The sequence below is a fragment of the Nocardia sp. NPDC057353 genome (assembly GCF_042667085.1).
Taxonomy (GTDB): domain Bacteria; phylum Actinomycetota; class Actinomycetes; order Mycobacteriales; family Mycobacteriaceae; genus Nocardia.
On sequence record NZ_JBHVAK010000120.1, the window covers coordinates 1 to 6785 of the forward strand.

Annotated in this window: 5 protein-coding genes; 4 read left to right on the forward strand and 1 reads right to left on the reverse strand. The window is 71.7% G+C overall.

Annotated elements, in window-relative coordinates:
- Positions 1-95: 95 nt before the first annotated feature.
- Positions 96-1532: a metallopeptidase gene (locus tag ACFUUZ_RS31395; protein ID WP_378702628.1), complete on the reverse strand. Its 1437-nt coding sequence runs from the start codon at positions 1530-1532 to the stop codon at positions 96-98.
- 115 nt (positions 1533-1647) lie between these two features.
- Between ACFUUZ_RS31395 and ACFUUZ_RS31400 the strand changes: the two genes are divergently transcribed.
- The 4 genes from ACFUUZ_RS31400 to rpsI all read left to right on the forward strand — a co-directional run bounded on the left by ACFUUZ_RS31400 (position 1648) and on the right by rpsI (position 6754).
- On the forward strand, positions 1648-4182 hold the full coding sequence (locus ACFUUZ_RS31400; RefSeq protein ID WP_378702630.1) for an FHA domain-containing protein: 2535 nt from the start codon (positions 1648-1650) through the stop codon (positions 4180-4182).
- Between the two features lie 127 nt (positions 4183-4309).
- Positions 4310-5623 carry a hypothetical protein gene (locus ACFUUZ_RS31405; RefSeq protein WP_378702632.1) on the forward strand — a complete coding sequence of 438 codons (1314 nt, stop codon included), beginning with the start codon at positions 4310-4312 and terminating at the stop codon, positions 5621-5623.
- Between the two features lie 160 nt (positions 5624-5783).
- Entirely contained in the window at positions 5784-6227 is a 444-nt protein-coding gene (gene rplM, locus ACFUUZ_RS31410; RefSeq protein WP_378702634.1) for a 50S ribosomal protein L13, read from the forward strand.
- Positions 6224-6754: a 30S ribosomal protein S9 gene (gene rpsI, locus ACFUUZ_RS31415; protein WP_378702636.1), complete on the forward strand. Its 531-nt coding sequence runs from the start codon at positions 6224-6226 to the stop codon at positions 6752-6754. Before rplM ends, rpsI begins: the two co-directional genes overlap by 4 nt.
- The last annotated feature ends 31 nt before the right edge of the window (positions 6755-6785 follow it).

The window sequence follows — 6785 nt, forward strand, 5'->3', positions numbered from 1 at the left end:
CTCGAAGCGCATGCGCCACAGGCGCGAGTCTCGAGCGCTGAACGACGAGACTCCCCGGGGCCGCGAACACGCCCGCCGAAGGCGGGCCATCCAACTCAGCTGTACCTGGCGAGGCAGGTGCTTTCGCCGCCGAGGACGCCTGCGCGGAAGGCGTCGACCCTGGCGAAGCCGCTGGGGACCGTCTTGCCCTCGACGTCGCTGGCCGCCAGGCCGTCGGTGAGCAGCCCGGAGACCGCCTCGTCCAGGTCGCCCGCGGCGAGTTGGATATCGCCCTGCCCGACCGGGCGCCCCGACTCCGCGAGCTTGCCGGTGACCACCCCGGAGAGGCAGGCGGCGCGCAGCCCGGTCTTGGCGCCGACCAGGTCCTGGTCGTTGCTGCGCTGCACCGCGAGGGTGTAGCGGGAGATGAAGACGACGTAGCCGTTGTAGTCGCCGCTCACCTTGAGCGGCAGCGGGTCGTCCAGGTCGCCGACGGCGCCGCGCTCGGAGAGCTTGGGGATGTCGGTGGCGATCAGGTTGCTCGCCGGGCAGTAGGAGACCGGCTCGGTGGTGGCGCCGTCGCCGCACTCGATCCGCGCGCCGCCGTAGCTGTAGCGCGGCCGCTCGTCCAGCGGCAGGATCGCGGCCAGCGCCTTGCTCAGCTCGATCAGCGACTCCTTGGTGATGTCGAACTCGCCGGTCTGGCCCTGGAAGCTGACCGGGAGGTCGCCGCGGCGCTGGTTGATCTCCTCCTCGTCGATGCCCTTGCAGGCGCGCGGGCCGTCGGTGAAGCCGATCTGCACCGCGGTCACCCGCTCGAAGGCGGAGCCGTGCACGCTCTCCGGGTCGTCCGGGTCGGAGTCGCGGATGGCGACGGTGGCGGCGAGCACCGAGTTCAGCCCGTCCGAGGTGTTGATGGTGAAGTGCGCGGCCTTGCCCTCGGCCACGTGCCGCATGAAGGCGCCCGCGAAGCAGTCGGCCTGCTGCTCCTTGACGATCACCGGATCGCGGCTGGTGACGATCTCGGCCATGTTCTGGATGGCGTGGCCGTACTCGTGCGCGAGCACCATGACCACCGACATCTGCCCGAAGGTGTCGGCCATGGTCGGCAGCAGCACCTCGCGGTCCCAGCCGATGGAGTTGTCCAGCCTGCAGTAGGCGGCGTTCACCAAGCGGTAGGTGGTGTCCTCGCAGAACTCCGGCGCGGCGCCGCGCGACGCCTTCGAGCTCCACGAGAGCAGCTTCTCCACCGGCTGGAACTCGCCATCGAACTCGGTGCCGTAGACCTGCCGCCAGTAGACCTGGATGTCGTCGACGGCGTTCAGCGCGAGCCGGTCGATCTCGCCGCCGTCGCTGCCCGCGGCGGTGAGGGCGGTGTCCGGCACGCCGGTGCGCGGGCCGCTCGGCCCGCTGGTGGTCGGCAGCCCGGCGACCTTGAACGGGTCGTCGTAGATGGAGACGGCGCGGCCGTCGACCATGCGGGTGCACCCGGCGAGCAGCAGCACGAAACACAGGGCGGCCACGGCGGCGGTGGTCGCACGACGATTCGGCAAGGCAGGCTCCCCCTCGGTCGGCCGTTTCTCGTTCCCCGCGGTCGGTCGCCGGATCGGGACAAAAGGCGCGTCGGGGGCCCCGCCGATGTCCGGGTGATGGCATAGTATCCGCTGCATGTCTTCACCGGGGGCGCAGTCCATCACCGTGCGCCATGAGGGAACCGAACGCGTTTTCGAACCGAGTCAGAAGGTCACCCTGGGGCGGGCGCCGGAAGTCACGCTGTTCGTGGACAGCCCGCTGGTCTCCCGGGTACACGCGACGCTGGCCTGGCAGGGCGGGGCCTGGGTGCTGGCCGACAACGGCAGCACCAACGGTGTTTTCGTGGACGCGCGGCGGCTGAGCAGGCCGGTCCCGATCGACCGGGCCACCCAGGTGCGGCTCGGTGACGCGATCAGCGGCCCGCTGCTGCACCTGATCCCGGCGGGCGCGCCGAGGCAGACCGGCGCCACCCCGGTGGCGCGGCCGCAGTCGGCGCCGCAGTGGCCGCAGCAGCAACCGCCGCCGCAGCAGCGGCCGCCGTTCCCGCAGCAGCAGCCGCACCAGCATCAGCCCCCGCCGCAGCAGCGGCCGCCGCAGTCGGCGCCGTTCCCGCAGCAGCAGTCGGCGCCGCAGCCGCAGATCAACGTGAACATGACGACGCGGGCGGATTCCTCGTCGCTGCCGCCGATCCGGGCCAGGCCCTCCACCTCGCCGATCGCGCGCGCGGACCGGCTGCCCCCCGGCGGGCTGACCATCGGCCGCACCTCGGACAACCAGATCGTGGTGAACGACCCGCTGGCTTCGCGCAGGCACGCGCGGCTGCTCGCGGGCTCCGATGGGCTGACGATCGAGGACCTCGGCTCCTCGAACGGCACCTTCGTCAACGGCGTCCGCCAGCAGCGCACGGTGCTGCGCGAGCGCGACGTCGTCACCGTCGGCAATATCGACTTCGAGGTGCAGCAGGGCACGCTGGTGCACCGGCAGAAGCCGGTCGCCGAGCAGGGGCTGCATGTGCACGGCGTCGGCTTCACGGTGGAGAACAACAAGCAGCTGCTCGTCGATGTGAACCTGCAGGCGGGCAGCGGCACGCTCACCGCGCTGATCGGGCCGTCCGGCGCGGGCAAGTCCACGCTCTCCAAGCTGATCGCGGGCAGTACCAGGCCGTCCGGCGGCGTCGTCACCTTCGAGGGCCGCAACCTGCACGCCGAGTACGAGGCGCTGCGCTCCCGGATCGGCATGGTGCCGCAGGACGACGTGCTGCACCGGCAGCTCACCGTGCGGCAGGCGCTCGGCTACGCCGCCGAGCTCCGGCTGCCGTCGGACACCTCGAAGGCGGACCGGCAGCAGGTGATCGACGGCGTGCTGGCCGAGCTCTCGCTCACCGAGCACGCCGACACCAGGGTGGACCGGCTCTCCGGCGGCCAGCGCAAGCGCGCCTCGGTGGCGCTGGAGCTGCTCACCGGCCCCTCGCTGCTGATCCTGGACGAGCCGACCTCCGGGCTCGACCCGGCGCTGGACCGCCAGGTCATGACCATGCTGCGCGAGCTGGCCGACGCGGGCCGCGTGGTGATCGTGGTGACCCACTCGGTGGCCTGCCTCGACATGTGCGACCAGGTGCTGCTGCTCGCGCCGGGCGGCAAGACCGCGTTCTGCGGGCACCCGGCCGGGGTCGGCGCCGCGCTCGGCACCAGCGACTGGGCCGAGATCTTCGGCAAGGTCGCCGCCGACCCGGACCAGGCCTTCGCCGCCTACCGCTCGCGCCAGGCGTTCGTGCCGCCACCGCCACCGCCGCCGCCCTACGGCTCGGCGGGCAGCCCGCCGCAGTCCAGCGGCTTCAAGCAGTTCTCCACGGTGGCGCGGCGGCAGGTCCGGCTGATTTTCGCCGACCGCGGCTACCTGGCCTTCCTGGTGGTGCTTCCGTTCATCCTCGGCGGGCTCTCCCTGGTCGTGCCCGGCAAGAACGGCTTCACCAGGGGCGGGCTCACCCAGGCGCCGGACGGCTCGCTGATCCCCTCCGGCGGGGCCGAGGCGCAGCAGCTGCTGGTGGTGCTGATCCTCGGCGCCTGCTTCATGGGGTCCACGCTGACCATCCGCGACCTGGTCGGCGAGCGCACCATCTTCCAGCGCGAGCGCGCGGTCGGGCTGCTGCCCGGCTCGTACCTGTGGGCCAAGATCGCGGTGTTCAGCATCACCGCCTTCCTGCAGTCGGCGGTGCTGGTCGGGATCACGCTGGCGGGCAAGAACCCGCCCGGCGAGGGCTCGGTGCTCGCCTCGGGCAGCGCCGAGCTGTACATCGACATCGCGGTGACCGCGGTCTGCTGCGTGGTGTTCGGGCTGCTGATGTCGAGCTTCGCCAAGTCCAGCGAGCAGGTCATGCCGATGCTGGTGGTGGCGATCATGGCCCAGCTGGTGATGGCGGGCGGGCTCATCCCGGTCACCGACCGGGTGGTGCTGGAGCAGGTCTCCTGGCTCTTCCCGTCCCGCTGGGGGTACGCGGCGGGCGCCTCGACGGTGGACATCCGCTCGATCTTCCTGAGCGCCCAGCCGGACGGGCTGTGGAACCACGAGCCCGGTGTCTGGGCGCTGAACATCGCCATGGTGCTGCTGCTCACGCTGGTGCTGGCGCTGCTCACCTGGCGTCGCCTGCGGTTGAAGAAGTCGTCGGCGTGAGCGCGTCGAGCGGGGCTTGCGGGCACCAGGCACACTTATGCCTGTGACGGTGCGAGTTGGGGCGGTACATCTCGGTTGGGATGTGGTGTCCGTAGCCGCGGGCGGCGGTGAAACGCCGATCCGCCCGGTGCAGGTCGAAGGTTCCTACTCGACGCCCGCCTACCTGCTGGCGGACTCGTCGGGCAGGCTGCACACCGCGGGTGTCGACCGGCTGCGCCCCGACCTCGGCATGGCCATCGCCGACGTGCGGGACATCCTCGGCCACCCGCAAATCGTGGTGGCGGGCGCGACCTGGCCCGCCGACATGGTGTTCCGGGCGCGGCTCTACAACCCGCTCGCCTCGATCGGCAGCTACCTGCGCGGCAAGCCGGACGTGGTCGCCATGCCGTACCCGGACGACTGGCCGGAGGAGAAGGTCGAGCTCTACGCCGCGCTGGTGGAGCAGCTCGACGTCGAGGTGGAGCCGCTGCCGGAGAGCGTCGCGCTCTCCGGGTACGTGCGCGCGCTGAACCTGGTGAGCCCGCCGGACGAGCGGGACCCGAACGGGATCGGCGCCACCGGCGTCTACTGCGACGGCCGCACGGTGCTGGTCGTCGCGGTGCACGGCGACGACGAGCAGCCGACCGAATCGGTGGACGTGCACTTCGACCCGGCCGCGCTGCGCGAGGCGCGGGCCGCCGACGACGTGGTGATCGAGGTGATGGCGGCGGCCCGCTCGATCGGCGCGGACACCTCGACCATCCTGCTCGCGGGCAATGTCTACGACAACGAGCCGCTGCGCTTCGCCTTCCGCAACCACCTCGGGCAGCGCTTCCGGGTGGCCGACCACCCGATCCACGCGCTGGTGCTCGGCGCCGCGCACCTGCTGGTCTCCGAGGAGGACTCCGGCGAGCCGGAGCAGGGCGGCAGGCACGCCGAGCGGGCCGAACAGCCCGCCGCCGAGCAGCAGCAGGCGGCCTGGAGCAGCGCGGTGCAGCGGAACGAGCCGGAGCCGCCCGCCGGGTCGGCCAAGGGCGGGCTGTGGAACCGGATGCGGGACAACTTCTTCGGCGCCCCCGCGGTAGCGGGGGCGATGGCGCTCGCGGTCGTCGCGCTGCCGTCGGACGGGCACGTCACCGCGGCCGAACCGGCGACGCCGGTGCTCGCCGCGCAGGTCGCAGGGAGTCCGGCCGCCGGTGGTCCGGTTACCCGGGCTGCCGGTAGCCCGGTCGCGCCCGCCGGGTTCGGCGAGCCGGTCTCCTGCTCGGCGACCCCGCGGATCGCCGACGGGCACCGCGAGGGCATCGCCTCGGCCCGGGCCGAGCTGTGGTTCCGGCCCGGCCGCGACACCTCGGTGGGGGAGCGGGTGCCGGAGTGCGCGGCGCCGGGCGTCGACACCCTGCGCTACCTGATCCCCGGCCCGCCCGGCGCCCGCGATCCGGGCCCGCCGATCGACATCTGAGCCGATTCGGTGGCGGAACCCGCTGCTGGTATCGTGGCTTGCTGGCGTGTGGACACCCGGGTTTTCCCGGGTGCACTCGAGGCCCGGGTCTCCACCGGCCGCCGGGAACTCCTCGACCGCGCGCTCGGCCGGCAACACCGACGACAGACAGGGATGCACTGTGCCTACGTACAGCCCCAAGGCGGGTGACGTGACCCGCAAGTGGTACGTCATCGACGCCACCGACGTCGTACTCGGACGCCTTGCCGTGCAGGCAGCGACGCTGCTGCGGGGCAAGAACAAGCCGACCTACGCGCCGAACGTCGATGGTGGCGACTTCGTCATCATCATCAATGCCGACAAGATCTCGCTCAGCGGGAACAAGCGGCAGGACAAGCTGATCCACCACCACTCCGGCCACCCGGGCGGCCTCAAGTCGCGCTCTGTCGGTCAGGTCATGGAGACCCGCCCCGACCGGGTCGTGGAGAAGGCCATCAAGGGCATGATCCCCAAGAACAAGCTGGGCAACGCGATCGCGGGCAAGCTCAAGGTGTACGCGGGCCCGACCCATCCGCACACCGCGCAGCAGCCCATCCCGTTCGAGATCAAGCAGGTGGCCCAGTGACCGCTCCCGAAAACGACGCGCTGAACCCCGACGAGGTCGAGCTCACCGAGTACACCTCGGAGGACCCGAACGCCGAGGTCGTGACCGAGGACTACGGCTACGAGGCCGAGCCCGACGGCTACGACGCCCCGGTCCTCATCGACCGCCCGGTGCAGACCGTCGGCCGCCGCAAGGAGGCCGTCGTCCGCGTCCGCCTCGTCCCCGGCTCCGGCAACTTCGTGCTGAACGGCCGCACCATCGAGGACTACTTCCCGAACAAGGTGCACCAGCAGCTGGTGAAGTCCCCGCTGGTCACCGTCGAGCGCACCGAGTCGTTCGACGTGTACGCCCGGCTCGTCGGCGGCGGCCCCTCCGGCCAGGCCGGTGCGCTGCGGCTCGCCATCGCGCGGGCCCTGATCGAGGTCACCCCGGACGACCGCCCCGCGCTCAAGCGGGCAGGCTTCCTGACCCGTGACCCGCGCGCCACCGAGCGCAAGAAGTACGGCCTGAAGAAGGCCCGCAAGGCGCCTCAGTACTCGAAGCGCTGATCGACAGGATCGCCAGAGAGCAGGCCACCGG